The organism is Epilithonimonas sp. (genome assembly GCF_056329745.1).
In genome coordinates, this window is the sequence record NZ_JBWEYV010000007.1 from 73,264 (window position 1) to 99,048 (window position 25,785).

Below are 25,785 nucleotides of genomic sequence, written 5' to 3' on the forward strand. Positions count from 1 at the left end.
AGCAAAAACTTAGTTTTTAGCTTTTACTTTTGGCAAATTTTAACAACAAAAAATGTCCGGAACTGTGCCCGGACATTTTTTTTATATGATAATTAAAGAAAAATTATCTCTTAGCGCGTGCTGCACTAACAGTTAAACTCTTTCTGCCTTTTGCTCTTCTAGCTGCCAACACTCTTCTTCCGTTTGGAGTTGACATTCTTTCACGGAAACCGTGTTTGTTTCTTTTTTTTCTTTCAGATGGTTGGAATGTTCTTTTACTCATCACTAATATATTTAGTTCGTAATTATCTATTAATTTTCAGACTGCAAATATAGGGTTTTTATTTATCTCGGCAAATATTTCAAAACTTTTTTGTGTTAATTTTTTGCTTTCTTTTGAAACTAATAATTTGGGCGCCTTTATCCGTCCTCCGTTCCCGCTTTTTTATTTTTTCCAATACTTTTCTCCACGCAAAAAAATAAAAAGAGCTCCACTCAGGCCGGGGCGCAGATGCCACGCCGATTCAATTTATTCTACAATACCGAGTTTACATCAACAAACAGAGTTTCAAACTATGAAAGGGTTAGATCTTTTCTTTATTTTCTAAAAGAGTCAATTAATTTGTATCAGAAAAGATAAAAACCAATCCAGAAAAGATTTGGAATTTCTTGTCATACCCAATCCTTCAACAAATAATGATAAATTTGCATTAGAAAATTAAAGGATGAGATTTCTATACAATATCTTCGTTTACCTGATGGTCTTTGGGATGAATATTTTTGCATTGTTTGATGCCAAAACCAAGAAAGGGATCCGGGGAAGAAAACTTTCACTCAAAACGGTGCGCGAAAAACTTGGCGGGCAAAAATTGATCTGGATGCACGCCGCAAGCCTGGGAGAGTACGAGCAAGGCCTGCCAGTACTGGAAAAATTTAAAAAACTGCATCCTGAATATAAAACCTTGGTAACCTTCTTCTCACCTTCCGGCTACGAAAATGTGAGGAAAAGAAAACAAATTGCCGATGTAATCTGCTATTTGCCGTTTGATAAACCTGGAGAAATGAAAGCTTTTGTGTCTTCATTCCGGCCTCAGATCTTTTTCACGGTGAAGTATGATTACTGGTACAACCTTTTGGCAGAGTTGAGAAAATCAGGCTGCAGAAATTACGTGATCTCGGCATTGTTTTATGAGAACCAGTTTTACTTCAAATTTTATGGTAAATGGTTTGTGGAACAGCTTCGGCAGAATATCGACTGGTTTTTTCATCAGACAGTCAAGTCTTCGACACTGGCCAAGAGTATCGGACTGGTCAATTCATCGGTGTCCGGGGATACGAGATTTGACCGTGTAAAACAGTTTTTGGAAAAAGATAAGCATCTTGATTTTATTGAGGAATTCAAAGAAGATAAAAAGCTGGTGGTTTTTGGCAGCAGCTGGGAGGCGGAAGAAGATATTGCCCAGATTCTTTCCAAAAAGTTGCCGGATGCCAAGTTGGCTATTGCACCACACGATTTGCAACGGGTTCAGCATTTGCAGAAATTATTCCCGAATGCTGTTTTGTATTCCCAACTCGAAAAAAATAATCAATTATCATTTATCAATTGTCATTTATTAATCATTGATAGCATCGGAAAACTGACTAGGTTGTACGCGTACGCAGATTTGGCGATTGTTGGCGGAGGTTTTCATTCCGCAGGTTTGCATAATATTTTGGAAGCTGCTGTTTACGGCGTTCCCGTTATTTTTGGGAACCGCTACAAAAAAAATCCCGAAGCCGATGCGCTGATTGCAGCCAACGGCGCAGGGCGTTTTGATGATTTTGTAGCCGCTTCGGCCTTTGCAGAAGAGGTTTTGAAAGATGACAATGTCCTAAAAAAAATGGCTGAGAATGCAAAACAATTTGTCATTTCCCAGCCTGATTCTACAGAAATTATTATCGCTAAAATGTCATCTTATGAATCCGAAAATCAAATGCTTTCGGATCAAGATTCTTAAATTTTAGTTTTTGCAAAATACCAGATGAGCATTGCCCAGCTTAAGATCATAAACAAACCGCCGAGAGGTGTGATTGGTCCCAAAAACTTGAGATTAACGCCCCAAACATCCTGAAAACTCAAAAAATAAATACTAACTGAAAACAAGAATGTTCCGGCAATCATTAGAATCGAAATCCATTTTTCGGAAGTCGTTTCAAATTTTAAAATATACCCGACAATGAGTAAGAAAAAGGCAGCGTAAATCTGATAGCGTACGCCTGTTTCAAAACTTTCCAGCCGTTCTACAGATAATATTTTCTTGAATGCATGTGCTCCAAAAGCGCCCAGAATGACGGATAACAAACCGTAGATTCCGCCGATGATTAATGTTAAGTTTTTCATTTTATAATTCTCCTTTTTGATTTAAAATAATAATTCTTCCGACCATCGTAACAATTCCCAAAATGATAAAAAGCCAAGCAAATCTTTTGGAACTGGCAAAGCCTGGATTTTTTGTTAACTTAAGAAATATTCCAAAAATCAGCATAAAAGCTGAAAGAGCGATTCCAAACATAATTCTATTTATTTCTCAATTTTTCCAATTCTGCAATTACTTCGTGGTGGCTCACCGTTTTATCTTTGAAGTAAGTCACAAAATGCTGTTTCTCTTCTTCTGTTGCGCCAAACTGGTTCAGAATATTGAACAAATGCATTTTCATATGGCCTTTCTGGATTCCGGTCGTTACCAAGGAACGGAGCGCTCCAAAATTTTGTGCCAATCCCGAAACTGCCAAGATGCTCATCAATTCCTGAGCAGAAGGTTTTCCTAATAAAGCCAAAGAAAATTTAACCAAAGGATGAAGATTCGTTAAACCACCTACTACACCAACAGAAATTGGCAAATCGATCCAAAACCTGAAAATCCCGTTGTCTGTTGTACAATGTGTTAACGAAGAATACTTCCCGTTTCTCGCGGCATAAGCGTGGGCGCAGGCTTCCGTCGCACGAAAATCATTTCCGGTGGCTATCACCACAGCATCCACACCATTCATAATGCCTTTGTTATGCGTGGTTGCTCTGTAAGGTTCTATTTCGGCAATGGTTACGGCACGTTTGAACTTCCAGGCAAATTCTTCGTTGGAGATGCCGCTATCATCTTTCAAATCTTCAATTTTGCAGGAAACTTCGGCTCTTACGATACAATCTGGCGTATAATTGGACAAAATATTCATTACAATTTGCAGCGATTCTTTCTCTTCCTGAGTGAAACTTTCTTCGTTCGCCACTTCTGTTTTAAGCGTTTTTCCAAATTGCTCCAAACAGGAATTGATGAAATTGGCACCCATAGAATCTACGGTATCGAAACTCGCTTTCAGCTGGAAATAATGTTCCAGTTCCTCGGTTTTGTCAATCAGTTTGATGTCCAGGATTCCGCCGCCTCTTTTTCTCATATTGGCTGTGATATCCTCGGTGGCTTCCAGCAGTTTTTTCTTTAGTTTAAAATTGAAAAAATGAAGCAGTTTATGTGGCTCTACATTCAGGATAAAATGTGTGTGACCCAGTTTTTCTGTATTGATAATTGTTGTCTTGAAACCGCCTTTGTCAATCCAGAATTTGGCAGCTTTACTTGCCGCAGCCACTACAGAACTCTCTTCCACAGCCATTGGAAGAGCCAAAAGTTTCCCGTCAATCAGGAAATTCGGGGCAATCCCGTAAGGCATGTAAAAATTGGAAATGGTGTTTTCCGAGAACTCATCGTGGAGTTTTTGCAGGTCTTGGTCGTTATTCCAATATTGCTGTAAAATCTGCTCGTAACTGCGGTCATTACTTAGGTATTCCGAGATTAGCCAGTCTATTTTTCTTTGTTTGGAAAGTTTTGAAAACCCTTCAACAGGTTGATGTTGCATAACAATAATTATAAGTTGTAAAGATATAAATTTTAACACATTTTGTTAATAACTTAACAGTTGTACGTGTTGTTAATTTCATTTATGGACTTATTTTTGACATTGAGATTTGATATTCTATCTCAAATTAAATTTCCTAAAATATGAACTTCGACCGCATCAAAGAAAAACTCGAAATATTGGCTGATGCAGCCAAATACGATGTTTCGTGCTCATCCAGCGGTGGAAAGAGAAAAAATAATGGTGGTTTGGGTGACAGTTCTGCCAGCGGGATTTGCCACACTTATACAGAAGATGGACGCTGTGTCTCGCTGCTCAAAATTCTATTGACCAATCATTGCATATACGATTGTATCTATTGCGTTTCCCGAAAATCCAATGACATCAAGCGTGCCGCTTTTACAGTGGAAGAAGTCGTGGATTTGACCATCAGTTTTTATAGGCGTAATTACATCGAAGGTCTTTTCCTGAGTTCAGGGATTTTCAAAGATGCCGATACCACAATGGAGCGCTTGGTTCGTGTGGCCAAAAAACTAAGGAATGAACACAAATTCAATGGTTATATCCATCTTAAATCGATTCCGGGAGCGAGTGATGAACTGATGCAGGAAGCGGCTCTCTATGCAGATCGGCTTTCCGTAAATCTTGAAATTCCGACTGAATCGGGGTTGAAATTATTGGCGCCGGATAAAAACCGGGAAGATATGCTGCAGCCGATGCGTTACGTTCAAAAAGGGATTCAGCAGTATAAAGACGAGAAGAAAGCCATCAGGAATACCCCGAAATTTGCTCCGGCAGGCCAGTCGACACAAATGATTGTAGGCGCCACCAATGAAAACGATTTGCAAATCATCAAAGTGGCAGATCATTTCTATAAAAATTATGGAATGAAGCGGGTTTATTATTCCGGATATATTCCTGTGACAGTGGATAACCGTTTGCCTGCCATTACCGCAGAAGTTCCTGTTCTTAGGGAAAACCGTTTGTACCAGTCCGATTGGTTAATGCGTTTCTATGGTTTTAAAGCCGATGAAATTCTCGATTTTAGTATGCCTTTTCTGGATCTGGAAGTGGACCCGAAACTCAGTTGGGCATTACGCCACTTAGAACAGTTTCCCGTTAATCTGCAAACGGCAGACTATAAAATGATCCTCAGGATTCCCGGGATAGGTGTAAAAACCGCGCAGAAAATTGTGAGCGCAAGGCGGTTTCAGGTTTTAACGATTGACCATCTCAAAAAACTGGGTGCCGCCGTTAACCGTGCCAAGTATTTTATCGATTTCACTTACGGAAACCCTTTTCTGAAACATCTTACCGACTTAAACCTGAGGAAATTGATCATTGGTGGAAGCCAGTCCAAATTTCAGAATCAGTTTTCCCAACAGCTGACATTATTCTAGAATTTCAGTAAAAATTAATTATGATTTAGGAATGATTGGTTATTTTTGATCGTTAATCAAAAAAATAATTAAGCCATGAAAAAATTAGTACTTCTATTAAGCATCTTCTTCTACATTTTTAGCAGTGCACAAGTGCCTCCGCCCCCTTCAAAATCTTCTTATAAAACCAGCAATAATGGTTTGACAATTAACTCAAGACGCGGAACATTAATTCAGAAAGAAATTACCACGTTGGGGAAATTCAAAACTCTGAATTTTCAAAAAATAAGTTCAAAGGACTTGTCGGATGGAACCGTGGAAAATGTTCTGGGCGTCATGTTGCAGTCGGAAACTTATGACCAAATCTGGAAAAGAACTTTGACAATTGATAAAGCAGAACTTACCAAATTAATTGCTGCATTGCAAACCGTAGAGCAGAAAGAGCAGGAGAGAACGGCGGTGGAAACCAAATATAAATTTGTAACCAATAATAATATCGAGTTTGGAGGTGTTTATAATAATGATTCAAGACTTTGGAACAATTACATCAATTTCCCATCCAACTCCTTCAACCAAAACTTCATCGAATATTCTAAAGATGAACTAAAAGATTTTTTAAAAATTCTAAAAGCTGTTGAAAAAGAATTGTAATAACAGTCACGTTCACCAATGATTGAATGAAATTCCGAGAAGTTCACCATGTTTGTTTTTGTCGGTTAGGTTATATTTAGAAATTTTAATACAACAATTTTATGGACAATATAACCGACGAAGAACTCAAAAAGCGAAGCCGGCATATCACCGAAAACTATTTCCTTTTTCTTGACCGGCACATTGCAGACGTCATTGCCGGAAAAAAGGACGAGTTTATGGAGATTAACCAGATTGCGGCAGAACTTTTTCTGTCACACAAGCATCTGACGGATTGTGTTCAAAAAGAAACCGGTCATCATCCGTGCCATTATTATGACCTCCGGATTGTTGATGCGGCCAAAGATATGCTTGCCACAACAGACCAATCTGTAGCACATATTGCCAAGGTTTTGACTTATGATCCTTCTAATTTTTCCAAATTTTTTAAGAAATTCACAGGGCTTACGCCAGGGCAATTTCGTAAAGAGAGCAAAAAATAAAACATGTTAAAATCGATAGTTAGACAAGTGAGGAATAGCTTGTCTTTTTGCTTTTCTGTGCTAATATTTATAAGCATTAGAGGCAAAAAATTATCTTTGTACGTCAATAACTGGTATGAAAAAACTCTTCCGCCTGTCTACGGTTCCTGTTTCCCTCAATATTTTGCTAAAAGGGCAGTTGGCTTACCTTATTCATTATTATGATGTGACGGCCATTTCCGGCAATGGTAAAGACTTGGATGAGGTGGAAAAGCGGGAAAATGTTAAGGTTTTCCCTATTGAGATGCAGCGCCAAATTTCACCTTGGAAAGACTTCGTGGCACTTTGCAAACTCTACAGGTATTTCAGGCTCGAGAAGCCGGATATTATCCATTCCATTACACCCAAAGCTGGGCTTCTCAGCATGTTGGCGGGCAAATTAGCTGGCGTCCCGGTGCGGATCCATACTTTTACAGGTCTTATTTTCCCTTCCCGATCGGGCATGATGCAACAATTACTTATCAATATGGATCGGTTGCTTTGTCTTGCCGCAACACATATTATCCCCGAAGGCGAAGGCGTGAAAAAGGATTTGCTGCATTTTCGCATTACCAAAAAACCTTTGAAAATTATTGCCAACGGGAATGTTAATGGGATAGATACGGCATTTTTTGATCCAGCCTGCATTGATGAACAGGAAAGAGCAGAACTTAAAAACCAATTGGGGATTTCTCCGCAAGATTTTGTCTATGTTTTTGTAGGCCGGCTTGTAAGTGAAAAAGGGATTAATGAACTTGTAGCTGCCTTTAAAAATGTGCAGCAAACGGTTAACGGGAAAACGATAAAACTTCTTTTGGTAGGTCCGGAAGAGGCAGAACTTGATCCTTTAAAAACAGAAATCCTTAACGAAATCAGAAGTAATAAAGATATTATTACGGTTGGGTTTCAAAAGGATGTGCGGCCCTATTTTGCAGTTTCCGATGCATTGGTTTTCCCTAGTTACCGCGAGGGTTTTCCTAATGTGGTGATGCAGGCTGGCGCTATGGGTTTACCTTCGATTGTGACAGATATTAATGGTTGCAATGAGATTATCGAAGACGGCAAAAACGGTATGATTATTCCTCCAAAAGATGAAGTTTCTTTAGAACAGGCAATGTCCCGGTTTGTGAATGATACTGCGTTGCTTTCTCATTTATCAAAAAATGCAAGACCAATGATTCAGCAGCGTTATACGCAGGAAGTTGTCTGGGAAGCTTTGTTGGAAAAATACCAAGAAGTTTCCAAGTAATCAGTAAAGAAATAGTTAATTTTAATAATGAAAATCAATGACATGTCCCTGTTGTTCCAGAAATTCTTATAAAGATTGTTGCCAACCTTATCATTTGAAGGCGAAATTTCCTGCAACGGCAGAAGCGCTGATGCGGTCGCGTTTTTCAGCCTTTGCCGTCCCAAATGGCGAGTATCTTTGGGAAACCACTTCGCCGAACAAGCGGCAGTTTCATCACAAGAAGGATTTACAGGAATGGGGTGAGATTAATGTATGGACAAAGCTGGAAATTGTGGATAAGCCATCGGCTAACAAGGTTGAGTTCAAAGCTTTTTATATTGATGAAGATGGCAACGAGCAGGTTCATCACGAGTTGTCAAAATTTAAACTAATCAGAAACCGCTGGTATTATGTTAGCGGAGAATTTTTGTAAGTAGATGAAAAACAATATTTAAAAGATTTTTTATAAATTCTTCTTCTTTTGCCTCAATACATACAGATACAGGCTTTCCACTTTCTCTCTTGCCCAAGGTGTTTTCCGCAGAAATTTGAGGGAAGAGCTTACACTTGGGTTTTCGCCTGTAAAACAACGGATGTTGATCTGCTTGCCCAGCTCGCCATAACCTTTGTAATATTCCAGCAACTCTTCCAGAATAGCATCCAGCCGCTTGCCGTGTAAAGGGTCTTTCGAATTGTTTTCCATCCTGTAAAATTATTGATTTTATTATTTTAAAAACCACAAAAAGGCACATAAGTTTTAGTTTATAAAAAATGCTATGGCTTTTCTTTTGTGACTTTTTTAGTAAAAAAGAAGTATCTCAATTGTCATTTCATATATTTGAAATCAAATAAAGAGATATGAAATTCCTAACCTTCGCATCCATTATACTTTCCACTATGTTATCAGCTCAGGATTTTGCCAATTTTGGCAGATATGCACAACAAAACCAACAGGTTATTTCTCAAAATATGGTGCCAACAGCCGTTCTGATGGGCGATTCCATCACCGAAGGCTGGTTTGCCACAGACCCCGGATTTTTTACGAAAAATAATTTTGTTGGAAGAGGGATTGGCGGTCAGGTAACGTCTCAGATGTTGTTGAGATTTCAAGAAGATGTTATCAAACTGAAACCAAAGCTTGTCATTATCCTTGCCGGAACCAATGATATTGCGGAGAATCAGGGTCCGATTTCTTTGGATAAGGTTTTCGGCAACATCGTTTCAATGGCAGAATTGGCGAAAGCGAATCATATTAAAGTCGTTTTGTGTTCTGTGCTCCCGGCTTATGATTTTCCTTGGAAAAAAGATATGAAACCTGCGGATAAGGTGATTGAGCTTAATAAAATGATAAAAGATTATGCTACAAAAAATCATCTTCCATATGTGGATTATCACTCAGTTTTAAAAGACGATAAAAATGGCCTGCCAAAACAGCTCGCCGAAGACGGCATCCACCCGACAAAATTGGGTTATGAAAAAATGGAGGCAATTTTGATGAAAAATTTGAAATAATAACAATTAAGGACAAAAATCCTTTTTCAAATTCCTCCCGAAAAGTGTATTTTTAAACCAAATTTTTCAGTAATGATTTACGGGATAGACCAGCTAACATTTCGCGATGTTTTGGAGATTGTAAAGAATCCTTCCAAAGCCAAACTCAATAAAAAATCAAAAGACCAAATCATAAAATCCCAGCAGAATGTACAGCAAATTGTAGCATCTGACAGAACGGTTTATGGCATTAATACCGGTTTTGGGCCTCTTTGCGATGTGAAAATTTCCGAAGAAGAAACGGCGCAGCTTCAGCATAATCTCATTATTTCTCACGCCGTTGGTGTGGGAAAACCGATTGATGCGACTATTTCCAGGATAATGATGATTTCCAAAATCCACGCATTGTCAAAAGGATTTTCTGGCGTGTCATTAGATGTTATCGAACGCTTGATCCTGATGCTGGAACTGAACATTATTCCCGTTGTTCCAGAGCAGGGTTCTGTGGGTGCTTCCGGCGATCTGGCGCCGCTGGCGCATTTGGTTTTGCCACTTTTGGGATTAGGTCAGGTTTGGGAAAATGATCAAACTGTTGAAACTGCAAAAGTTTTAAAAAAGCATAACATAAAACCTTTGAAACTCGGACCAAAAGAAGGTTTGGGACTGATTAACGGGACACAGTTTATTCTTGCTCACGCAATTACAGGCCTTGCCAAATTCGAATATCTGTTGGATTTGGCAGACTTGACCGCTGCAATGAGCTTAGAAGCTTATCGTGGTTCGGCAAGTCCTTTCAAAAAGGAATTGCACGAGATTCGACCGTTTGACGGGAGCCAAAAAGTGGCGGAAAGAATGCAGAATTTCTTAAAAGATTCCGACAATCTTAAATCCCACGAGTTCTGCGACCGGGTTCAGGATCCTTATTCTATGCGTTGTGTACCGCAGGTTCATGGTGCCAGCAGAAATGCGTTTGAACACCTCAAACAAATGGCAGAAACCGAACTGAATTCCGTTACGGATAATCCGATTGTCCTTAGTGCAGAAGAATCCATTTCCGGAGGTAACTTCCACGGTCAGCTGATGGCTTTGCCTTTGGATTACGCCTCGCTGGCGGTGGCAGAATTAGGAAATATCTCGGACAGAAGAAGCTTTCTTTTACTCGAAGGAAAATATGGTTTACCCAAATTGTTGGTGGAAAGTTCCGGGCTTAATTCCGGGTTTATGATTCCTCAATATACAAGTGCAGCTTTGGTGACGGAGAACAAAACGCTTTGTTTCCCGGCATCCGCAGACTCTATCCCCACAAGTCTCGGGCAGGAAGACCACGTTTCTATGGGCAGTATTTCCGGAAGAAAATTTAACCAGATTTTAGGGAATCTTGAAAATATCTTAGCCATAGAATTAATGTTTGCGGCCCAAGGTTTGGAATTCCGAAGACCTGCAAAATGCTCCAAAATAGTCGAGAAAAACTATGGCATCATCCGCTCTGTTGTCCCAAAACTGGAAGATGACCGATTGATTGGCGAAGATATTTTGAAAATTGCAGAGTTGATTAGAGAAAAGAAATTGGTTGTGAATTAAATTTTATAGCACAATCAATTTCATTTGTAATTAACTACCAAGTTGATAATCCAAAGGCAGCATGTTTGAAACATTCTGCTGGGAAAAGTCTCCTTCCAAAATCAATAAATCGGGCTCGGAGCAATTTCCTTCGGGGTAAATTTCAAATTCTACCGCGTCAGGATGTACCAGCGATGACTGGGAAACTGGCACTATAGATTTTACAAATTCTCCTTTTTTGATTTCGTAATAATATTTCTGATAATTAACCATCAGCAAATCATTGAAATCCAGAAAAAGCCTGCCGTCTTTCCGCTTTGTAAAATCGGATTCCTTTATTTTGGTTTTCAGAATTGCCAATGCAAATTGAGGATTTTTACTTTTCCTTTGGGCAATATCTTCCAGCTCTGGCGACAAGTGTAAGTTCATCACTTTCTGAGTTCTCACAAAACTCATATAATCTTCCAGCTTTTGTAATTCGGCTTCGGTGGGATATTTGGGATTTGGGATGCGTTTGGCGTGGTTCACGATGAAACCTTCTTTTTCCAGTTCGTTTTTATAGAGGCTCCTCAGGAAGTGCATCAGGCTGCCATTGTAAGCATTCATCCGGTTCAGGATAGCATTTTTCTTATTGTTGCTTTCTTTGAAGAAAGAAGTGCCCAGGTAACTGTTGGTTTTCTTTTTAAAATCTGCCTCGAAATTGATGAGGTTGTACCGGATACTGTAACCCAGATTTTTATTTTCGATGACCAAAGTCTGTGGTGCTTTTACTTTCAGGAATTGATTCTTTTTATCATACGAAAATTTGAGTGTCCGTTGGTTTTTAATGCTTACATTTTCCCTGTCAAAGCCAATAAACTTGTCCAGGAAATAATTGATAAAATCTTTGTAAGCCTGTTCTGTGTAAGGGATGATGGTAACTTCTTCGATTTCGCTAACCGGGTTGATAATCACTTTTACAGATTTTCCGATGGCCTGATTCAATGGGAAAATACTGGTCTCGTAATGGTCTTTCTGGAAAATCAAATTTCCGCTTTTCTGTCCCTGCACATCCAGCCGGAAACTTCCGTCATTGGCAGAAACGGTCGATGTTTTGGTACCATCCAGATAAACGTTAACATTAGGGGTCAGATTCCCATTTTCGGTCTGGATTTTACCGGAAATAATTTGAGAAAAACAGCACGTGACAAAGCTCAGATAAAAGCCAAATAGTAATAATCTTTTCATATGAAGATATTTATTATTTTAATGGACATATGCAATCTCCGAATCTTCATAGGTATTTGGTTTAATATTTATGACGATTTCATTAAAACAATATTACTAATTTTTTAGTTATAAAAACAGGGGTGGATAAAAATTTCCGCTTTTACCCAATTCTTACCGAAGTCATACTTAATGATCCACCTATCAATTCATCATTGAACAAAGACAGGTTGTCTGATTTTCCTTTCAGTCCGAGGTTGTAAATCAAAGGCAAGAAATGATCTGGCGTTGGCACTGCATATTGCAAAAATGCACCTTGTTTCTGATAATCAATTAATTTTTGAACATCACCATCCAGAATCCAGTTGTTGGTTTTTTCCTTGGCTTCTATCGCCCAGTCCCAGCCTACGCCTACGGTATCAATATTTTTCCAGTCAATCAATCGGAGGTTGTGGACAATATTGCCGCTTCCGATAATCAGGATTCCCTTTTCGCGGAGTTTGGATAGTCTTTTTGCTAAATCATAATGGTATTGTGGCGGTTTTGTATAATCGATGCTCAGCTGGATAACAGGAATATCCGCATTGGGGTACAGATGCCGCAATACCGACCAAGCACCGTGATCCAATCCCCAGCTGTGGTCTTCTTCTACAACAGGCATCAGGAGATCAACGGTTTCTCTTGCTAATTCCGGGCTACCTTTGGCTGGATATTGCACATCAAATAAAGCTTGCGGGAAACCTCCAAAATCGTGAATGGTTTTCGGCATTTCCATTGCGGTAACAAAAGTCCCGTTCGTAAACCAATGTGCAGAAATACAAATAATGGCATTTGGTTTTGGGATTTCTTTGCTGATGTTCCTGAAGCCCTGTACAAAGACATTTTCCTCGATAGCATTCATCGGTGAGCCGTGCCCAAGAAACAGAACCGGCATTTTTACCGTACTCGGGAAGTTATCTGATATTTTTGAAAGGTCGTTGAGGTTCATTTTATGATTGTATAAAATGGTTAAAGTATTTTAATTGAGTTTTAAAATCTTTGATTTTTTGACAACTGTTGTTTTTTAGTTGAATCTGCAGCCCGACTTGAACGGAGCTCATTTTTCTAGCGGAAGGAGAGGCTTGGGAAAAATAGCGGGAGTGGAAGGCGGAAAAGCTGCCCTAAAAATAATATTAAATAGGTTTTGAGGGAGTCAAAAGCTGCTCTAATAAAACAAAAAAGTATAAACAAAGCGGACTCTGTTTATACTTTTAGAAACTTAAACTCTAATATAATCTGTGTCCTATTATTGTTTTATAAATTGCAAGTCGCCGGCAATTTTGACGTCATCACTTACCAAAACGCCACCTGCTTCCAGTGCCGCATTCCAGTTAAGGCCAAAATCTGATCTTTTGATTTTGCCTTCAAAAGAGAAACCAGCTTTGGTATTTCCCCAAGGATCCTGCCCAATTCCACCAAAATCCACATCCAGAGTTACTGGTTTTGTAACGCCATTGATTGTCAGGTTACCGGTAACATCGCCCGTCAAAGCATCTGCTTCAAAAGTGATGGCTGGGTATTTCTCTGCATCAAAAAAATCTGCGGATTTCAAATGTGCATCCCTATCTGTATTGTTGGTAAAAACAGAATCCGTTTTAATAGTAGCGCTCACTTTAGCTTTAGAAAAGTTGTCGTCTTCTGATGTAATTTCTGCTTCAAAATTCGTGAATTCCCCTTTAACATTGGAGATCATCATATGTTTTACTTTAAAAGTAAGTTCGCTGTGTGTTGGGTCTAATTTCCAAGTAGTTGACATAATTTTAATATTTTATTGATTAATTGTAGTGCAAATTTACAACCTCTATTCAGCTTACGCATTGATATAGGATAAGAATTAATATTGGGCTATTTTATTTTGGGCAGCCCACCAGATTTCTCCCTGGCTTTCCCCGTACCCAATCTGCCGGTCGGGCTGTCCGTTTATATCTTTTTTGCCCACGCTTTTTCCCCGCAAAAAAGGATAACCACTACCATCCCTGCTGCGGTTGGGGTACTGTTTCACCATTTCTCTGTCAGGTATTTCCAGTACCGCTTCGGAACGTGTTGGATGTGGAGTTTCGTATTTTTTCGTTCCTTAATGTTGGTTTTGGTAAAATAACTTTGCCACAGCGTCTGGTATTTTTTCTCCTCATCGTGAAATTTTTCCTGATATTGGTTGAGGTTCAGTTTTTCATCGGGATAGAAGAATTCGCAGTTTTCCAAATCGTAGAATAATCCATAATGCCTTCTCAAATCATAGATCATCCACTTCTGGTCAGCATAGCGGTCTTTAAAATGTTTCCGGATCAACGGCAAAACATTAAAGTCCGGATCAATCTTGGCAAAATAAACATCGTCCTGCATTTTTTCGAATCTTACAAAAGCGGTCATCCTGTGTCTTTCTCGGCTGACGGATTTGCAGATTTTTGCGATTTTCAGAATATCATCATTGGCAAAGTTTTTCATGATATTGTCATCAGGATGCCGGATGGATTGCCTGACGGCGGAGAGGATTAGCTGTTCCATTTCTGCATCTTCTGAAAGGTAAACCCTCATCAAATCATTGATTCCGGATTTGCCGATATTCTGCTCCAGTTTATTTAGAACCCTTTCGGATTTTTCCTGTTGTGTCACCACCTCGTGGATCTCGGCAAACATATTGTCCTGATGGAAATTATCCCGGTTTCTGATTTCCACATCTCTGTAACGGTATTCAAAAACCTCGAATATCGCTGTAAAAAGTCCATCGAAACTGCCGTCGTAGAGAAGCGTTGTCATCATTTGATTATAAAAAATGGGTTCCTTTATCCTGATTTAATTCTTTTTGTTTCGCATTGCAACTCTGCCCAAATGTTTTATTTTTATCCAATGAAATCGCCATGCTTTTAAAATCTAAAAATTAATAAAAATACAGCGATAACATATGACCTGTGAAATAAAATAAATATCTGCCTATGCAATCAAAAATCATCCTTGAAAATCTGAAAATCTATGCCTATCACGGTGTTTTGGAAGAAGAAGCGCTAATTGGCAATTATTACATTATCAATGCCGAGCTGCATGCTGATCTGCAAAAAGCATCCCAAACAGATGACCTGCAAGATACCGTTAATTATGCAGAGATTAATGAGATTATTCATCAGGAGATGCTGGTGCGGTCCCAACTTCTGGAACATGTGATTGGTAGAATCATCAATAGGGTCGAACGTCAGTTTCCACAGATCAGCTTTATAAAAATCAAATTGACAAAGACAAAACCACCAATGCCGGGCGAAATGGATGGTGTAAGCTTGGAGTTTGAGAAAAAACTTCATCAGTAGTATAAGGATTTTGTCAAGCTTAAACTATTGGTACTAAGTTTGCTGCGAAAATCTAAAATTAAAGTGAGATGAAAAATTATATCGCTGTTGCCATTGCTGCGTTGGGGCTTATTATTGCGGCTGCCCTATTGGGGAGTGCCGTTAAAAACCGTAACAGGTCAGAGAATACGGTGTCTGTCACCGGATTGGGATCCAAAAACTTTACATCGGACCTGATTACTTGGTCTGGTAGTTTTTCCAAAAACAACGCAGATCTTAAGTCTGCGTATGATGCTTTGGCAGTAGATCGACAGGTGATTTTTGATTACTTGAAATCCAAAGGGATCAAAGAAAACGAGATGGTTTTTTCTGCCGTCGATATTCAAAAACAATTCCGTAGTTATACAGATTCCAATGGCAATTACCAACAAGGTGAGTTTTCGGGGTATAATCTGACCCAGAATGTATCGATACAATCCAAAGAAGTTGGTAAAGTAGAAAATATTTCCAGAAATATTACCGAGATTATTAACCGAGGTATTGAGTTTACATCGTCTTCGCCACAGTATTTTTACACCAAACTCGCCGAAGTAAAACAGCAGATGATTGCCGATGCCACCAAAGATGCCAAAGAACGTGCAGAAAAAATTGCGGAGAATGCAGGAAGCAGCCTCGGAAATCTCAAAAAAGCAACCATGGGCGTGATCCAGATTACGGCACCCAATTCCAATGAGGACTTTTCGTATGGCGGCACTTATAATACCGCCTCAAAAGAGAAAGTGGCTAGTATTACTATAAAGTTGGAGTACGAAGTGGACTAAAATTCAATCTTTACAATTTGGTTTTACTGTCAAAAACTAACGTCACTGGGCCGTCATTGATTAAAGACACCTTCATATCTGCGCCGAAAATTCCGCTTTCTACCTTTAAACCTGATTTCCTGAGTTCGTCTTTAAAATATTCGAAGAGTGGAATGGCTTTATCGGGTTTTGCAGCTTTTATAAATGATGGGCGGTTGCCTTTTTTGTAATCAGAAATTAATGTAAACTGGCTGATGCACAGGATTTCGCCGTTAATATCTTTTACAGATTGATTCATTTTACCGTCGTTGTCAGAAAAAATTCTGACATCCAATATTTTTTTAGCAAGCCATTCGGCATCTGGGAAATCATCATCTTCGTCCACGCCGATTAACAGCATCAGGCCCTTTTCTATTTTTCCGACAACCTTGTGTTCTACTTCAACATGGGATTCTTTAACACGCTGGATAACAATTTTCATGATATTTTATTTGGTAATTAGTTATAAATGGACAATACATTGCTGTTGGCGTCAAAGGAGTAGGAGCGGTAGGTTTTGAGAGCGGTTTTCGCCGTGTTGTTCAGTGGTTGCCCTGTCGTCAAAAACCATTCTGCGCCATCATGTGGGCAAACCACCTTGGTGCCGTCCTTCACTTCTAGGATTGTATCGCTTCCGGGGCAGATGTGTGGTGCATTTCGGTCGTATATCATAAAGCCGCTGCTGGCTCTGTAAACGATTAGGCCATTGGTACCAGCACCCACTTCGTTGATATAAGCCCATGAGCCTACAGTTTGCAATTTGTAGTATGTTGGAAGGTTAAGATTAAGCTGTACCGATATGACAGATCTTGGGAAGCAACTAACAGTTTCGTTTCTTTCGCTGCAGGCATTAATAATTGTTAACGAGCTGATAATCAAAAATAATGTAATTGCGCTTGCAATTTTTTTGGCATTCATTTCAAAATAAATTATATATTTGTAAACTCGATTCGAGACAAAATAGTATCCGGCAAAGGTCGGATTATTTTTTTATACCAACGATAAATTTTATTGTTATGAACTATGTAACCAAAGAAGGTTTGGATAAAATGAAAACCGAACTGGAACAATTAGAAACGATTGAAAGACCAAAGGTAACCCAACAGATTGCCGAGGCAAGAGATAAAGGCGATTTGTCAGAAAATGCAGAATACGATGCGGCTAAAGAAGCCCAGGGTATGCTGGAAATGAGGATTTCTAAACTTAAAGATGCTATTGCAACGTCTAAAATTATTGACGGAAGCCAACTGGACCTTAGTAAAGTTTCTATCCTTACTACTGTGAGACTGAAAAATAATGCCACCAAAGGGGAGCAGAAATTCACGCTTGTTCCTGATAACGAAAGTGACCTGAAATCTGGTAAGATCTCGGTTAATACACCAATAGCCAAAGGCTTATTGGGTAAAGCTGTAGGCGAGACGGCAGATATTGTGTTGCCAAACGGGAACAAGTTATCTTTTGAAGTTTTAGAAATCTCTTTATAACCAAGGGTTGGTTTGATAATTGCTGAGCGTAACATCAATATTTAATTAGTATCATGAGCAGTATTTTTTCTAAAATCATAAGTGGGGAAATCCCAAGCTACAAAATTGCGGAAGACGATAAACATATTGCCTTTCTAGATGCTATGCCCTTGGTAAAAGGTCATACATTGGTAGTTCCCAAAAAGGAAGTGGATCTTATCTTTGATCTGGAGGCTGATGATTATAAAGATCTGTGGGCTTTTACCCAAGATATTGCCAAACAAATCAAAAAAGCCGTACCATGCAAAAGGGTAGGTATTGCTGTAGTGGGCTTGGAAGTTCCTCATGCTCATATCCACCTGGTGCCGCTTAACTCGATGGATGATCTTAATTTTAAAAATGTAAGATTAATCTTTACCCCAGAAGAATATAAAGACATACAGGAATCCATCATTAACGCATAAAAGAAGTCAAGGCTTCTTTTTTTAATTTAGAATTTTAGATTACTATGAATCCAAATCAATGCTCATTTTGCGGCAGAAAAAAGAATGAAGTACAAATTCTTATCTCTGGCCAAAATGGCTTTATATGTGAAAATTGTATAGAACAGGCTCACGCCATTGTAAAAGATAGTGTCAACCATTCCTCAGATGCAGCAGATATTGTAGACTCTATGGAGGCACTTAAAAAACCAAAAGAAATCAAAGAATTTCTGGATGAGTATGTAATTGGCCAAGATCAGGCCAAGAAGCAACTGTCCATTGCGGTTTATAATCATTATAAAAGATTGTTGCACGCGCAGGACGAGAACCGAGAAGTGGAGATTGAGAAGTCCAATATCATCATGATTGGTGAAACAGGAACCGGAAAAACACTTTTGGCTAAAACCATTGCCAAACAGCTGAATGTCCCTTTCTGTATTGTGGATGCTACCATCCTTACAGAGGCCGGCTATGTGGGCGAAGATGTGGAAAGTATCCTATCCAGATTGCTGATGGTGGCAGATTATAATGTTGAAAAGGCAGAAAAAGGGATTGTTTTCATTGATGAAATTGATAAAATCGCCAGAAAATCTGACAATCCTAGCATTACGCGGGATGTTTCGGGAGAAGGCGTTCAGCAAGGCTTGCTAAAATTATTGGAGGGTAGCATTGTGAATGTCCCGCCGCAAGGTGGCCGTAAACATCCGGATCAGAAATATATTCAGGTCAATACCCAGAATATCCTTTTCATCGCCGGTGGTGCTTTTGACGGTATTAAGGAAATTATCGAAAGAAGACTTAACAAACAAGCGATCGGGTTCTCTGCAGAAAAACTTAATAAAACCGAAGAAGAAGATTATATCCTAAGCCAGATTAATGCAATAGATCTTAAGACTTTTGGCTTGATCCCAGAACTTTTGGGACGTTTCCCAATTATCACCTACCTTGATAAACTGACCAAAGAGACACTTGTAAGGATAATGCAAGAACCCAAAAACTCTATTATCAATCAGTTTACAGAACTTTTTAAGATGGATGGAGTAGCTTTGGAATTTACGGATGATGCCATCGAAGAAATTGTGGAAGAAACGATGAATAAAGGGCTTGGTGCACGGGGTCTGCGAGGGACAACGGAAAAAGTTTTAGAAGATTTCATGTATGATATTGGTAATAAAAGAGATGTGAGAATTAGCGGTAGTGAAGTAACTAATAAAAATTAGTATTATTTTAAAAAAATAATTATAAATTTGCATCAAGTAATATAAAAACACAAATACTATGTTATGAAAAAAAATCTATTAACGCTATGTCTATTAGCATACAGTTTGTCTTCCCACGCTCAAACTCTTACTTATGTAGGAGATGGTGCTAAGGTGTTTGTATCAAGTGGTACGCTTGTATACAGTGGAGGCAATTGGCAGGTTAATTCAACTGCAGAGAAAACTGTGGAGAATAGGGGCAATGTTATTATTGTAGGTGACTACACAAAAGGTACTACTGTTGCTAATGCTGCATCCGACGGAAAAGAATTCTTAAATGTCTATACAGCCCCAAATGATTATGGGCAGGTTAAGATTGTTAATACAGCGGGTAATACAAATGCCAGAATGTCTATGCAGCGTCCTGCGGCTTCAAGTAATTATTTTGGAGCTATTTATGGGATTAGTTTTCCGTATAAAGATCAGGTTTCTTATGTAATGAAGTCTTTCGGTTTGAATGAATCCGATTTTGTAGGCACCTGTCCAGTAGGGAGTTCTTGTGGTAGTAGGTATAGAATGACTTTGGAGAAATGGAATAATAATAAGGTTGTACATGATGCAGTTGTTAGCAGTTCCAATTTTACCGCAGGTGACTATTACAGTATCAATTTAAGATTACAAAATCTTCAGGCGGCAATGGCAGGTATTGTTGGCTATAAAGGAACGGCCTCGCCTGGGGCTTACCAAGCTACCGGAAGTTCTATTATAGAAGGGCAGACAGGAAGTTCTTTTTCTAACTTGGGATATAACGATTGGAAAACAAAGGTTAATGCTTACAATGAGATGTATCAAACCTATTTAGGTTATATTGATACAACAAATAAAAACTATGGCAAAAATGTTTACCGTTTTGGTAATCCTTACACTTCCAATATTGACTTGAGTGGTATAACTGGATCCACTGGTTGGTTATCTATATTAAATGGAGGAATAAAGGATTTAAAAACTGCTAATAATAATTTTGTACAAGGGTTTTACATTACCAAAGTAACAGAAAATTTCAATTTGGACTGGAATCCTGTATCAGGATCAAGTGATAATGGTAACACATCCGGATCATATTATAAGGTTGTTCTGAATGGAAGTAATGAATGGATTGGGTCTCCAGAAGCATTATTAATAAAACCTTTTGAGGTATTTCAACTTAATTTTCCACTTTTGGATGTGACAAAATTAGGAAATACAAGAATTGTAAATGTACAGGTTGATTTCAATGATTCTCATAAGACATTTGCTTACTCACCTAGTGGATCTGTAAACGGCATTGTAGGTGGTAAAATGGCAAACCGTACAGGTGTTGTTTCTAACCCCAATTCTTTTTATCAGGCAGAAATTTTCTTGACAAAAGATAATTCAGTATTAGGTAACCCCGCATATTTAGTTGGTAGCGATTATAATCAGGAATCTGCAAAAAGTTCCAATAATGATAATGAAATTATTGTATATGGGAACTCAAATAATGGCAATGTAGCTTACGATAGCAAAAAGGATATTAATGAGTTCAACTCTGTAGATTATGTTGGAAAACCCCTAGGTTTAGGTTTCAATAATTTAAAGTCAGGAGACAATTACGAATTGAGATTTAATCTTTATGAAGGTTCTATCTTTAATAAAGTAAAGAATCTAAGTGATGGTAAATTTTACATCCTTGATAAAAGCAATGATAGTGTAACCGAATTATCAGCTGACAAATCTTACCCATTTGTAGCTTCTGATTATATGGACGCACGTTTTGAGATCTATTGGAAAGAAGTAAAATCTGGAACTTTAGGAACAATCGATAATGATGCGAAAAGTGCAACATATGTTTATAGAGACAAAGGTGTTGATCAGAATAAAATAAGATTTGAAAAGGGTCATAATACTGCAAAGGTAGAGATTTATGATATGGCAGGTAAATTGATGCTAGAGCAAAAATCGATACAGACTTCTAATGATTTTTCTGTTAGTCTGAAAAACGGAAAAGCTGTGTATGTTATCAAAGTAACATATGACAATGGTGATATTCGAACTTTAAAAATGATCAATTAAAAGCACTGAAATGATAAAAAAAATTAAATATATCTACACGACGATTTTAATCTTCCTTTTTAATCTTTCACTATTTGCTGGTTTTGATGATGGTGGAGGTGATGTACCTCCTAATCCACCAGGACCTGGTGATGGTGCACCGGCTTCGCCAATTGATATGTATATTCCTATGTTGATTATTTTAGCTGTAATTTTTATAGTGTTCTACATAAGGAAAAGAAGGATTAATATAGCTAAGCTTAATTAATACTTAAATTTGATAATTTATTCAAAGAAATATATTGAAAACCCACTTTATACAGTGGGTTTTTTTTATTTTTACTCTATGAAAAAAATTTTATTAGCAGGTTCATTTTTTCTATCTGCATGGGCATTTTCGCAGTTTACAGTTAAGGTAACAGTTCCGGCTAAGCTTGACGGTTCTGAGGTTTACTTGTATGGTTTCAACGGGTCAAAGGATATTTTATTTGCTAAAGGGAAGGCGAGCGGGAATGTTGCACTGGTAAAGGTTGATAAGCGCTATGTGGGTATGATGCGGGTTTTTTTTCCAAAAGCTAACGGGTCGGTTAATCTAATTTCAGAGAATAAAGATGTAATTTTTGCTCTAGAATTGGATGGTAAAGAAAAAATTTCAAATGTTGTTTTTCAGGATGAGAGCAACAAGCTTTTTAGCAATGAAGTAGATGCCCAAAGGAAAAAAGAGTTGATTTTACCGGCACTTATTCAAATAAAGGATTTTTATAGGCCGGCAGATTCTTTTTATAAATCTTTGGACCAGGAGATTGGCACGTTATCAAAAAAAGATAATGCAGAATATGCGTCCCATCCATTTTTGGAATTTTATCAAAATAGTCAAAAGTTTGTTGCTCAAGATAAGGTTGCAGAATTAAAGCCAGATGATTATATCAATTTTTTCACAAAATCGGGTGAGTTTTTGGAAACATCAGGATTAATGAAAGCTGTTTTGATCAATTACCTTAATGGATCAAAAGCCAATGTGGAAGCCCGTGTGGATCAATTATTGGGAGCTGTTAATATTGAGACACCCAGAGGCCAGATTGTATTGTCGGAGTTAATAGACCTTTTTAACTCTTATAATATGGATAAATTGAGAGATAAGTATTTGAAGGAAGGTAATGATTTGAAGTGCACGATTAATGACCGCTTAGCATCCACTTTAAAAGCTAATAACAATACAGAGATAGGTGCACAGATGCCGAATAACATTTTTGTAAATGCAGTTCATTCAAAGTATAAATCTCTGCATGATGTAAAAGCAGCTAAGAAAGTAGTTGTATTTTGGTCTTCTGCATGCTCTCATTGCGAAACAGAACTTCCTAAATTACTTGAGAAATATTCCCAACTTAAAGCACAAAATATTGAGGTAATTGGCTTATCACTTGATAGCAATATAGACGATTTTAAAGCTAAAGCAAATATCTACCCTTGGATCAGCGCATCAGAGGGGAAAGGTTGGTACAGCTCTTATGGAGATACTTACAATGTAAATGCAACACCAACTTATTTTGTTCTAGACAGCAACAACAAAATTATTGCTAAACCTAATCATGTTGGAGATGTACTAAGTTTTTTAAAAATCAATTAAAAATTTGTGGTAATCCAAAATATCATTATATTTGCACCACGAAAAAGGCGAGGTAGCTCAGATGGTTAGAGCGCAGGATTCATAACCCTGAGGTCACGGGTTCAATTCCCGTCTTCGCTACTAAAAACCTCCTATTTAAGGGAGGTTTTTTTTATGCATTATTTTCCACCGAAGTCGGCAAAAAAGGGATTATGATATTTGGGACCACTTGTTTTTCCCCTTGTATTGTCTAATATAATGTTGTTTCATTGTTTGGTTATCAGGATGATTCAGTAAAGAATCTTGTACCAATATTTTCTCAACCGCAGATTTGGCCACTTTTATGATTGCAGAATCTTCAATAAGACTTAATTTCTTAAAATCAATAGTGCCGCTCTGCTGAGTTCCAAGGATATCACCGGGGCCACGGAGTTCCATATCAACTTCAGAAATTTTGAAGCCATCATTGGTTTGCACCATCGTTTTAATTCTAGTACGGCTTTCTTTGCTGAGTTTATCGTCACTCATAAGGATGCAATAACTTTGCTCTGCGCCTCTGCCTACACGGCCGCGAAGCTGGTGAAGCTGCGAAAGGCCAAATCGCTCCGCACTTTCTATGACCATAACGGATGCATTTGGAACATTTACACCAACTTCAATTACCGTAGTGGCTACCATAATCTGGTCTTTTCCCGAGGCAAAATATTGCATGTTGGCATCTTTTTCTGCAGGCTTCATTCGGCCATGAACCATGGTGACATTATAATCCTTGAAAAAATTCATAACATGATCCAGCCCTTCCATCAGGTTTTTGTAATCCAAAGTTTCAGATTCTTCAATCAAGGGATACACAAAATAGATTTGACGGCCTTTTTCTATTTCCTCCCGGCAAAATTGATAAACAGAAAGTCTGTCTTTTTCCCGCCTGTGTGCGGTGATAATTGGTTTTCTACCTACTGGTAGTTCATCAATGACAGAAACATCCAAGTCCGAGTAAAAACTCATCGCCAAAGTCCTAGGGATAGGCGTTGCGGTCATAACAAGGATGTGTGGCGGAATATTATTCGTCGCCCAGAGTTTGGCACGTTGCGCCACACCAAACCGGTGCTGCTCGTCAATAACAGCAAGACCAAGGTTGTTGAATTTTACTTTATCCTCCAACAAAGCATGGGTGCCAACAATGATGGACAATTGCCCATTTTCTAACTCTTGATGTATAATTTTCCTTTCAGCAGTTTTTGTAGATCCGGTGAGCAGTCTTACGCTGACATCTGTCTCAGCAAGGAGGTCTTTGATAGAATTGAAATGCTGCTGCGCCAATATTTCTGTTGGAGCCATTAGGCAAGATTGGAAGCCATTATCCATCGCAATAAGCATCGTTAGAAGGGCTACCATTGTTTTCCCTGAGCCTACATCGCCTTGCAAAAGGCGGTTCATTTGTGTAGATCTCCGCATGTCCGTTCTTATTTCTTTCAGAACGCGCTTTTGAGCATTGGTAAGTTCAAAAGGAAGGTAGTTTTGATAAAATTGGTTGAAATAATCTCCAACAATAGGGAAGGGATTCCCAAATGATTTGGTTTTCTGATGCATTTTTTTAAGACCATAACCCAATTGGAAAAAGAAAGCTTCTTCGAATTTGATACGTCTGTCTGCCGCTTCAAAATGTTGGTAATCTTTTGGGAAATGAATATTGTAAAATGCATTCTTTCGATCCATAAGTTGCAGAGGCTTAATGAGATATTCAGGCAGATTTTCAGAAATGAGAACCGGTAATTCTTTTAGAATACCGATGATGACATTTTGAAAAAACTTATTATTAATTCCTCTTTTGCTAAGCTTTTCGCTGCCCGGATAAATGGGTAATAATGTTCCATGAAGGGCTTTTTTTTCGTCGGATTCTATTTCCGGATGAGGCATAGAGAAATTCCCGTTGAAAAAATTAACCTTTCCAAAAATAAAAAGATCCTGATTGAGCGGGATACTCTCCTTCATCCATTTGCTGTAGCGGAACCAAACAAGATCCAAAGTCCCGGTTTCATCCCGGAATTTGGCCGAGAGCCGCTTGCCCTTATTATAAGCTATCTCTTGGATGTCTGTGATTTTCCCCCTTAGCTGAATATCTGCATCAGATTCTTTTGTAAGGTCGCTTACCTTGTAAACCTTACTTTTATCAATATAACGCAGCGGATAAAAGGTAAGAAGATCTTCCACGGTTGCAATGCCTAATACATTTTTAATGAATTTTGCACGCTCTGGGCCAATGTTTTTGAGAAATTCTATGGAGGTTTCTAGAGTCAAGAAAGAAAAATTTGTTTCCACGAATTTCGGGAAATTATCTGATAACTGAAAGACTTGCTATAAGGCTCATTCATTATCCATCCCAATTAATCCCTGATTTTTGATCTAAACTTTTTCTGATAATTTTCCCACTCTTTACGCGACTTTATATTTTTATAAAGATTATTGGCAATCATGGTAAAATAAGGTTCCACTTCCTTGGCCTTCAGATCCCCGGAAAGGCTGGTAATAGGATTGGCATTTTCGTCCAGAAAAACCATGGTGGGGATCATATTGATATTCATATATTTTGAGAATTGATGAAGTGGGTTTTTCATTTTTTTCCCTTTGTAATCCGGGTTTGTAAAACTGCGCCCGTCAAAATGAACGGCTTCATTGCCATCACTTTCAAACCGAACCGCATAAAAATGATCATTGATAATTCGGGCAATTTCAGGATGGTTAAAGGTGTATTTTTCCATCTCTTTGCAGGGTGCGCACCAGTCAGCATAAAAATCTATCAGGATTTTCTTAGGCGTTTTTTTCTGGACTTCCAGTGCCTGCGAGATCGTCATCCAGCGCACCTGGGCGATACCTGAGCTCTCGGCAAGAAACAGAATAAGGATTAATAATATTTTTTTCATTGGTGTTTT

General features: G+C 38.4%; 30 protein-coding genes and 1 tRNA gene. 17 read left to right on the plus strand and 14 right to left on the minus strand.

What is annotated here, in order from left to right; all coding sequences use genetic code 11:
* Positions 1–103 precede the first annotated feature (103 nt).
* Positions 104–262 carry a 50S ribosomal protein L34 gene (gene rpmH / locus AC00Y6_RS07055; protein ID WP_034701860.1) on the minus strand — a complete coding sequence of 53 codons (159 nt, stop codon included), beginning with the start codon at positions 260–262 and terminating at the stop codon, positions 104–106.
* Between the two features lie 442 nt (positions 263–704).
* On the opposite strand from rpmH, the gene AC00Y6_RS07060 reads away from it, so the two are divergent.
* Positions 705–1,976 (plus strand): 3-deoxy-D-manno-octulosonic acid transferase, encoded by a 1,272-nt coding sequence (locus AC00Y6_RS07060; RefSeq protein WP_474489910.1) that lies wholly within the window; start codon positions 705–707, stop codon positions 1,974–1,976.
* Here the strand turns inward: AC00Y6_RS07060 and AC00Y6_RS07065 are convergent.
* The 3 genes from AC00Y6_RS07065 to AC00Y6_RS07075 are packed head-to-tail and all read right to left on the minus strand — an operon-like array spanning position 1,973 to position 3,864.
* The gene (locus AC00Y6_RS07065; RefSeq protein WP_474489911.1) at positions 1,973–2,359 is read right to left on the minus strand and encodes a DUF423 domain-containing protein; all 387 of its coding nucleotides are present in this window, start codon (positions 2,357–2,359) and stop codon (positions 1,973–1,975) included. The genes AC00Y6_RS07060 and AC00Y6_RS07065 overlap by 4 nt on opposite strands.
* Before the next feature lies 1 nt (position 2,360).
* Positions 2,361–2,531 carry a hypothetical protein gene (locus AC00Y6_RS07070; RefSeq protein ID WP_474489912.1) on the minus strand — a complete coding sequence of 57 codons (171 nt, stop codon included), beginning with the start codon at positions 2,529–2,531 and terminating at the stop codon, positions 2,361–2,363.
* Between the two features lie 4 nt (positions 2,532–2,535).
* Positions 2,536–3,864 (minus strand): hydroxymethylglutaryl-CoA reductase, degradative, encoded by a 1,329-nt coding sequence (locus AC00Y6_RS07075; protein WP_474489913.1) that lies wholly within the window; start codon positions 3,862–3,864, stop codon positions 2,536–2,538.
* Between the two features lie 143 nt (positions 3,865–4,007).
* On the opposite strand from AC00Y6_RS07075, the gene AC00Y6_RS07080 reads away from it, so the two are divergent.
* The 5 genes from AC00Y6_RS07080 (at position 4,008) to AC00Y6_RS07100 (ending at position 8,055) form a co-directional block, all read left to right on the plus strand.
* Positions 4,008–5,264, plus strand: a complete 1,257-nt coding sequence (locus tag AC00Y6_RS07080; protein WP_474489914.1) for a putative DNA modification/repair radical SAM protein — start codon at positions 4,008–4,010, stop codon at positions 5,262–5,264.
* A 75-nt stretch (positions 5,265–5,339) separates the two neighbouring features.
* Positions 5,340–5,894, plus strand: coding sequence for a hypothetical protein (locus AC00Y6_RS07085; protein ID WP_474489915.1), 555 nt, complete (start codon positions 5,340–5,342; stop codon positions 5,892–5,894).
* Between the two features lie 101 nt (positions 5,895–5,995).
* Positions 5,996–6,376, plus strand: a complete 381-nt coding sequence (locus AC00Y6_RS07090; RefSeq protein ID WP_474489916.1) for a helix-turn-helix domain-containing protein — start codon at positions 5,996–5,998, stop codon at positions 6,374–6,376.
* A 115-nt stretch (positions 6,377–6,491) separates the two neighbouring features.
* Positions 6,492–7,643: a glycosyltransferase family 4 protein gene (locus AC00Y6_RS07095; protein ID WP_474489917.1), complete on the plus strand. Its 1,152-nt coding sequence runs from the start codon at positions 6,492–6,494 to the stop codon at positions 7,641–7,643.
* Positions 7,644–7,680: 37 nt separating this feature from the next.
* Positions 7,681–8,055: a YchJ family protein gene (locus tag AC00Y6_RS07100; protein ID WP_474489918.1), complete on the plus strand. Its 375-nt coding sequence runs from the start codon at positions 7,681–7,683 to the stop codon at positions 8,053–8,055.
* A gap of 30 nt (positions 8,056–8,085) precedes the next feature.
* On the opposite strand, the gene AC00Y6_RS07105 is transcribed toward AC00Y6_RS07100, so the two are convergent.
* Complete coding sequence (locus AC00Y6_RS07105; RefSeq protein ID WP_474489919.1) at positions 8,086–8,325, minus strand: VF530 family protein; 240 nt, start codon at positions 8,323–8,325, stop codon at positions 8,086–8,088.
* Between the two features lie 155 nt (positions 8,326–8,480).
* On the opposite strand from AC00Y6_RS07105, the gene AC00Y6_RS07110 reads away from it, so the two are divergent.
* Positions 8,481–9,134, plus strand: coding sequence for an SGNH/GDSL hydrolase family protein (locus AC00Y6_RS07110; protein WP_474489920.1), 654 nt, complete (start codon positions 8,481–8,483; stop codon positions 9,132–9,134).
* 72 nt (positions 9,135–9,206) lie between these two features.
* Positions 9,207–10,694, plus strand: a complete 1,488-nt coding sequence (hutH, locus tag AC00Y6_RS07115; RefSeq protein WP_474489921.1) for a histidine ammonia-lyase — start codon at positions 9,207–9,209, stop codon at positions 10,692–10,694.
* A 30-nt stretch (positions 10,695–10,724) separates the two neighbouring features.
* Here the strand turns inward: hutH and AC00Y6_RS07120 are convergent, their stop codons facing one another.
* The 5 genes from AC00Y6_RS07120 to AC00Y6_RS07140 all read right to left on the minus strand — a co-directional run bounded on the left by AC00Y6_RS07120 (position 10,725) and on the right by AC00Y6_RS07140 (position 14,678).
* Complete coding sequence (locus AC00Y6_RS07120) at positions 10,725–11,900, minus strand: peptidase associated/transthyretin-like domain-containing protein (protein ID WP_474489922.1); 1,176 nt, start codon at positions 11,898–11,900, stop codon at positions 10,725–10,727.
* A 142-nt stretch (positions 11,901–12,042) separates the two neighbouring features.
* Positions 12,043–12,867: a 4,5-DOPA-extradiol-dioxygenase gene (gene ygiD, locus AC00Y6_RS07125; RefSeq protein ID WP_474489923.1), complete on the minus strand. Its 825-nt coding sequence runs from the start codon at positions 12,865–12,867 to the stop codon at positions 12,043–12,045.
* A gap of 297 nt (positions 12,868–13,164) precedes the next feature.
* Positions 13,165–13,674, minus strand: coding sequence for a YceI family protein (locus tag AC00Y6_RS07130; RefSeq protein WP_474489924.1), 510 nt, complete (start codon positions 13,672–13,674; stop codon positions 13,165–13,167).
* A gap of 78 nt (positions 13,675–13,752) precedes the next feature.
* On the minus strand, positions 13,753–13,923 hold the full coding sequence (locus AC00Y6_RS07135; protein WP_474489925.1) for a hypothetical protein: 171 nt from the start codon (positions 13,921–13,923) through the stop codon (positions 13,753–13,755).
* The gene (locus tag AC00Y6_RS07140; RefSeq protein ID WP_474489926.1) at positions 13,917–14,678 is read right to left on the minus strand and encodes a TIGR03915 family putative DNA repair protein; all 762 of its coding nucleotides are present in this window, start codon (positions 14,676–14,678) and stop codon (positions 13,917–13,919) included. The genes AC00Y6_RS07135 and AC00Y6_RS07140 overlap by 7 nt, the downstream gene beginning before the upstream one ends.
* Positions 14,679–14,851: 173 nt before the next feature.
* On the opposite strand from AC00Y6_RS07140, the gene folB reads away from it, so the two are divergent.
* Together folB and AC00Y6_RS07150 are read left to right on the plus strand one after the other, a co-directional pair.
* Entirely contained in the window at positions 14,852–15,217 is a 366-nt protein-coding gene (gene folB, locus AC00Y6_RS07145; RefSeq protein WP_474489927.1) for a dihydroneopterin aldolase, read from the plus strand.
* A 68-nt stretch (positions 15,218–15,285) separates the two neighbouring features.
* Positions 15,286–16,017, plus strand: coding sequence for an SIMPL domain-containing protein (locus AC00Y6_RS07150; protein WP_474489928.1), 732 nt, complete (start codon positions 15,286–15,288; stop codon positions 16,015–16,017).
* A gap of 10 nt (positions 16,018–16,027) precedes the next feature.
* Here AC00Y6_RS07150 and dtd read toward each other — a convergent pair whose 3' ends face one another.
* Entirely contained in the window at positions 16,028–16,477 is a 450-nt protein-coding gene (dtd, locus tag AC00Y6_RS07155; protein WP_474489929.1) for a D-aminoacyl-tRNA deacylase, read from the minus strand.
* A 17-nt stretch (positions 16,478–16,494) separates the two neighbouring features.
* Positions 16,495–16,953, minus strand: coding sequence for a Rieske (2Fe-2S) protein (locus AC00Y6_RS07160; RefSeq protein WP_474489930.1), 459 nt, complete (start codon positions 16,951–16,953; stop codon positions 16,495–16,497).
* Positions 16,954–17,051: 98 nt separating this feature from the next.
* Here AC00Y6_RS07160 and greA point away from each other — a divergent pair, with 98 nt between their 5' ends.
* From greA to AC00Y6_RS07195, 7 genes are all read left to right on the plus strand, one after another.
* Positions 17,052–17,519: a transcription elongation factor GreA gene (gene greA / locus AC00Y6_RS07165; RefSeq protein ID WP_474489931.1), complete on the plus strand. Its 468-nt coding sequence runs from the start codon at positions 17,052–17,054 to the stop codon at positions 17,517–17,519.
* Between the two features lie 53 nt (positions 17,520–17,572).
* The gene (locus AC00Y6_RS07170) at positions 17,573–17,962 is read left to right on the plus strand and encodes an HIT family protein (protein WP_474489932.1); all 390 of its coding nucleotides are present in this window, start codon (positions 17,573–17,575) and stop codon (positions 17,960–17,962) included.
* Positions 17,963–18,006: 44 nt separating this feature from the next.
* A complete protein-coding gene (gene clpX / locus AC00Y6_RS07175; RefSeq protein ID WP_474489933.1) occupies positions 18,007–19,200 on the plus strand; it encodes an ATP-dependent Clp protease ATP-binding subunit ClpX in 1,194 nt (397 codons plus the stop codon).
* 63 nt (positions 19,201–19,263) lie between these two features.
* Positions 19,264–21,270 carry a T9SS type A sorting domain-containing protein gene (locus tag AC00Y6_RS07180; RefSeq protein ID WP_474489934.1) on the plus strand — a complete coding sequence of 669 codons (2,007 nt, stop codon included), beginning with the start codon at positions 19,264–19,266 and terminating at the stop codon, positions 21,268–21,270.
* Between the two features lie 10 nt (positions 21,271–21,280).
* A complete protein-coding gene (locus tag AC00Y6_RS07185; RefSeq protein ID WP_474489935.1) occupies positions 21,281–21,517 on the plus strand; it encodes a hypothetical protein in 237 nt (78 codons plus the stop codon).
* 78 nt (positions 21,518–21,595) lie between these two features.
* Positions 21,596–22,876 (plus strand): peroxiredoxin family protein, encoded by a 1,281-nt coding sequence (locus AC00Y6_RS07190; RefSeq protein ID WP_474489937.1) that lies wholly within the window; start codon positions 21,596–21,598, stop codon positions 22,874–22,876.
* A 46-nt stretch (positions 22,877–22,922) separates the two neighbouring features.
* Positions 22,923–22,996, plus strand: a tRNA-Met gene (locus AC00Y6_RS07195).
* Between the two features lie 69 nt (positions 22,997–23,065).
* Here the strand turns inward: AC00Y6_RS07195 and recG are convergent.
* Positions 23,066–25,153, minus strand: a complete 2,088-nt coding sequence (gene recG, locus AC00Y6_RS07200; RefSeq protein ID WP_474489938.1) for an ATP-dependent DNA helicase RecG — start codon at positions 25,151–25,153, stop codon at positions 23,066–23,068.
* A gap of 86 nt (positions 25,154–25,239) precedes the next feature.
* Positions 25,240–25,776: a thioredoxin family protein gene (locus tag AC00Y6_RS07205; protein WP_474489939.1), complete on the minus strand. Its 537-nt coding sequence runs from the start codon at positions 25,774–25,776 to the stop codon at positions 25,240–25,242.
* Positions 25,777–25,785: the final 9 nt, after the last annotated feature.

Bases quoted from the DNA above. Each gene is read 5' to 3' on its own strand.
- rpmH (WP_034701860.1), bottom strand. From the start codon at position 262: ATGAGTAAAAGAACATTCCAACCATCTGAAAGAAAAAAAAGAAACAAA.
- AC00Y6_RS07060 (WP_474489910.1), top strand. From the start codon at position 705: ATGAGATTTCTATACAATATCTTCGTTTACCTGATGGTCTTTGGGATG.
- AC00Y6_RS07065 (WP_474489911.1), bottom strand. From the start codon at position 2,359: ATGAAAAACTTAACATTAATCATCGGCGGAATCTACGGTTTGTTATCC.
- AC00Y6_RS07070 (WP_474489912.1), bottom strand. From the start codon at position 2,531: ATGTTTGGAATCGCTCTTTCAGCTTTTATGCTGATTTTTGGAATATTT.
- AC00Y6_RS07075 (WP_474489913.1), bottom strand. From the start codon at position 3,864: ATGCAACATCAACCTGTTGAAGGGTTTTCAAAACTTTCCAAACAAAGA.
- AC00Y6_RS07080 (WP_474489914.1), top strand. From the start codon at position 4,008: ATGAACTTCGACCGCATCAAAGAAAAACTCGAAATATTGGCTGATGCA.
- AC00Y6_RS07085 (WP_474489915.1), top strand. From the start codon at position 5,340: ATGAAAAAATTAGTACTTCTATTAAGCATCTTCTTCTACATTTTTAGC.
- AC00Y6_RS07090 (WP_474489916.1), top strand. From the start codon at position 5,996: ATGGACAATATAACCGACGAAGAACTCAAAAAGCGAAGCCGGCATATC.
- AC00Y6_RS07095 (WP_474489917.1), top strand. From the start codon at position 6,492: ATGAAAAAACTCTTCCGCCTGTCTACGGTTCCTGTTTCCCTCAATATT.
- AC00Y6_RS07100 (WP_474489918.1), top strand. From the start codon at position 7,681: ATGACATGTCCCTGTTGTTCCAGAAATTCTTATAAAGATTGTTGCCAA.
- AC00Y6_RS07105 (WP_474489919.1), bottom strand. From the start codon at position 8,325: ATGGAAAACAATTCGAAAGACCCTTTACACGGCAAGCGGCTGGATGCT.
- AC00Y6_RS07110 (WP_474489920.1), top strand. From the start codon at position 8,481: ATGAAATTCCTAACCTTCGCATCCATTATACTTTCCACTATGTTATCA.
- hutH (WP_474489921.1), top strand. From the start codon at position 9,207: ATGATTTACGGGATAGACCAGCTAACATTTCGCGATGTTTTGGAGATT.
- AC00Y6_RS07120 (WP_474489922.1), bottom strand. From the start codon at position 11,900: ATGAAAAGATTATTACTATTTGGCTTTTATCTGAGCTTTGTCACGTGC.
- ygiD (WP_474489923.1), bottom strand. From the start codon at position 12,867: ATGAACCTCAACGACCTTTCAAAAATATCAGATAACTTCCCGAGTACG.
- AC00Y6_RS07130 (WP_474489924.1), bottom strand. From the start codon at position 13,674: ATGTCAACTACTTGGAAATTAGACCCAACACACAGCGAACTTACTTTT.
- AC00Y6_RS07135 (WP_474489925.1), bottom strand. From the start codon at position 13,923: ATGGTGAAACAGTACCCCAACCGCAGCAGGGATGGTAGTGGTTATCCT.
- AC00Y6_RS07140 (WP_474489926.1), bottom strand. From the start codon at position 14,678: ATGATGACAACGCTTCTCTACGACGGCAGTTTCGATGGACTTTTTACA.
- folB (WP_474489927.1), top strand. From the start codon at position 14,852: ATGCAATCAAAAATCATCCTTGAAAATCTGAAAATCTATGCCTATCAC.
- AC00Y6_RS07150 (WP_474489928.1), top strand. From the start codon at position 15,286: ATGAAAAATTATATCGCTGTTGCCATTGCTGCGTTGGGGCTTATTATT.
- dtd (WP_474489929.1), bottom strand. From the start codon at position 16,477: ATGAAAATTGTTATCCAGCGTGTTAAAGAATCCCATGTTGAAGTAGAA.
- AC00Y6_RS07160 (WP_474489930.1), bottom strand. From the start codon at position 16,953: ATGAATGCCAAAAAAATTGCAAGCGCAATTACATTATTTTTGATTATC.
- greA (WP_474489931.1), top strand. From the start codon at position 17,052: ATGAACTATGTAACCAAAGAAGGTTTGGATAAAATGAAAACCGAACTG.
- AC00Y6_RS07170 (WP_474489932.1), top strand. From the start codon at position 17,573: ATGAGCAGTATTTTTTCTAAAATCATAAGTGGGGAAATCCCAAGCTAC.
- clpX (WP_474489933.1), top strand. From the start codon at position 18,007: ATGAATCCAAATCAATGCTCATTTTGCGGCAGAAAAAAGAATGAAGTA.
- AC00Y6_RS07180 (WP_474489934.1), top strand. From the start codon at position 19,264: ATGAAAAAAAATCTATTAACGCTATGTCTATTAGCATACAGTTTGTCT.
- AC00Y6_RS07185 (WP_474489935.1), top strand. From the start codon at position 21,281: ATGATAAAAAAAATTAAATATATCTACACGACGATTTTAATCTTCCTT.
- AC00Y6_RS07190 (WP_474489937.1), top strand. From the start codon at position 21,596: ATGAAAAAAATTTTATTAGCAGGTTCATTTTTTCTATCTGCATGGGCA.
- AC00Y6_RS07205 (WP_474489939.1), bottom strand. From the start codon at position 25,776: ATGAAAAAAATATTATTAATCCTTATTCTGTTTCTTGCCGAGAGCTCA.